Below are 2542 nucleotides of genomic sequence, written 5' to 3'. Positions count from 1 at the left end.
TCGACTTCGATCTCTTGATGACCGTCATTAGAAATCACGTCATCAATGTCGGTTTGGGCATCGCGACTGCCTGCCGCGTCTAAATCACCAAAAATTGAAAGTGTAAGTGTTGTTGTGTTTAGGTCAATCCTACGTAGTTCCATAGTCTTATCTCCTTTTGTTCATGAGTTTACAAAAGCACTGAATGTGCCAACTTTTTTGCCACTACATATCAATAACTTATAGTATTTGGTTTTTAGTGTTTCATATTGAGAAAGGTGATTTCTCAATATGAGAACTAAAAATGGTTGGATTTTTGGGAGGTGTAACGAATTGATTTTGCGAATGAAACGCCATTATGAATAAGGTTGATGTATTGATCGCATCTTAGATCAAAGATTGAATGATGAATGGCTAGAACACCTAGGATAGAAAGTAGATTTGAGCAAAGTGCTTAATACTTCTAACCGCTCAAGGTACAAAAGGAATTTTGAAATGAGGCTAACCAGGTTGGCTATAGCAACACTGTGCGCGTTTTCTACGTTTCCTTCTCATGCTTCGTATCTGCCTCCAGCACAATTAGTTTTAGCAAATACTTATAAGCAAGGTATAGATGTGTCTGAATATTGGACCAGCGAAAAGCTTGATGGCATCAGGGCTTTGTGGGATGGAAAGCATCTATATACCCGGAATGGGAATCGAATTTATGCGCCTAAGTGGTTTGTTAAAGAGTTACCGGATGTTCACCTTGAAGGAGAACTGTGGGCCGGAAGAGACAATTTTCACTTAGTCCAAACAACAGTCTTAGACCACACTCCAAGTGATACGGCGTGGCAAGAGATCGAATTCATGCTGTTTGATATGCCAGGTGCGGCGGGCGACTATCAGAAACGTTACTACAACATCTTGCACTGGGTAAGAGTGATAAACGAACCGCACATTGGGTATGTGGAGCACACACCTATTACAAGCGAAGAGGCATTGTTTCATCAACTTGATAATGTCGATGAAAGTAAAGGCGAGGGGTTGATGCTTCGTAAGATTACCAGCCGATATCAGGCGGGAAGAAGTAATGACTTGTTAAAACTAAAACGACATCACGATGCAGAAGCGACCGTTATTGGCTATAAAACAGGAACTGGTAAGTATAAGGGGATGATGGGCTCAATTTTAGTACACACAGAAGATGGTGTGGAGTTTTACATTGGAAGTGGCTTCAGCGATAAGATGCGATTGTCTCCTCCTGAAATTGGCAGTCGAATTACCTTCCGTTACAATGGCTTCACTCAAAATGGTAAGCCGAAGTTCGCAAGGTTCGTTAGAGAGAAAAGTGATTATTAAACACTTGTGGATAAGCATCATGAACAAGCATTGCTGATAACTATTTTGGACACGGAAAAAGTGTGTACATGGAATAAAAAAGAGCTCTGATTATCAGAGCTCTTTTGTTTAATTAACTTGTCTTTAAGAAGCGGTTAGCGAGAGCCGAACTCCAACTGTACTTCATCACTTTGTTTGTGCATCCAGTGCAAACGCATACCAAGCATAATTGCTGCTGAAGACAAACCAATAATGAAGCCAATCCAGAAGCCGTGTGCGCCCATTGGTTTAACAATCCAATCCGTCATCCCTAAGATGTAGCCAATCGGCAGACCAAGCAGCCAGTAAGCGATAAAAGTACGATTAAAGATTGAACGCATATCTTTATAACCACGAAGTGCACCCGCAGCGATGACTTGAATTGCATCTGTACATTGGTATACCGCAGCAAAAATCAGGAGCTGCATCGCAATGGTAATTACTGCTGTGTTTTCCGTGTAAAGAAGTGACACTTGCTCTCTAAACAACACGGTGAGTGCCGCTGTGATAAATGCTGTTACCAAGCCAACAATGATACCGACGTGAGTTGCAATTTTAGCGCCTTCAGTGTTGTTCTCACCTAGCTTATGACCAACACGGATACTAACCGCAGCACCAATGCTCATCGGGATCATGAATACCAATGAAGAGAAGTTAATCGCAACTTGGTGCGCCGCTACGATCAATGAGCCGAGTGGGGCAACTAACAGTGCAACCACCGCAAACAGCGTCACCTCAAAGAAAAGTGCTGCAGCGACTGGGAAGCCGAGCTTGAATAAACGAACTTGAGCTTTTAACTGAGGTTTATGGAATTGACCGAAAATGTTGATTTTAGCCAAACGCTTAGAAGTCAGCACATAAGTAAACAGTAAGCCAAACATTATCCAATAAACGATAGCGGTTGCTACGCCACAACCCACGCCGCCAAGGGCAGGAGCACCAAGCTTACCGTAAACAAACATCCAGTTAAGCGGAATGTTTAATAACAGGCCAATAAAACCAATTACCATTGCAGGCTTAGTCAAAGACATACCATCAGTGAAACTTCTTAAGGTTTGGAACAACAAGAAAGCAGGCACTGCAAACATCACCGCATTCATATAGCCGATGGTCTTTTCTGCCATTAAGGTTTCAATATCCATCAATTGCAAAATGGCTTGAGTTTGGAAGAGAACGCCAATAATTGGAAGCGAAAGTACAAGCG

Annotated in this window: 2 protein-coding genes and 1 pseudogene; 1 reads left to right on the top strand and 2 read right to left on the bottom strand. The window is 42.3% G+C overall.

Features of this window, described 5'->3' with window-relative positions; all coding sequences use genetic code 11:
• A pseudogene (locus tag BCT81_RS25420) lies at positions 1-143 on the bottom strand (anti-anti-sigma factor); the annotation flags it as partial.
• Positions 144-474: 331 nt separating this feature from the next.
• Between BCT81_RS25420 and BCT81_RS25415 the strand changes: the two are divergent.
• Positions 475-1320 (top strand): DNA ligase, encoded by an 846-nt coding sequence (locus BCT81_RS25415; protein ID WP_102426263.1) that lies wholly within the window; start codon positions 475-477, stop codon positions 1318-1320.
• A gap of 134 nt (positions 1321-1454) precedes the next feature.
• On the opposite strand, the gene BCT81_RS25410 is transcribed toward BCT81_RS25415, so the two are convergent.
• Positions 1455-2542, bottom strand: a 1088-nt coding sequence (locus BCT81_RS25410) for an MATE family efflux transporter (protein ID WP_102426262.1), incomplete at its 5' end; no start/stop codon positions are given.

The organism is Vibrio sp. 10N.261.52.A1 (genome assembly GCF_002876325.1).
GTDB classification, from domain to species: domain Bacteria; phylum Pseudomonadota; class Gammaproteobacteria; order Enterobacterales; family Vibrionaceae; genus Vibrio; species Vibrio chagasii.
Note: the sequence above shows the minus strand (reverse complement) of the source record. Positions and strands in the feature narration are given on the sequence as shown.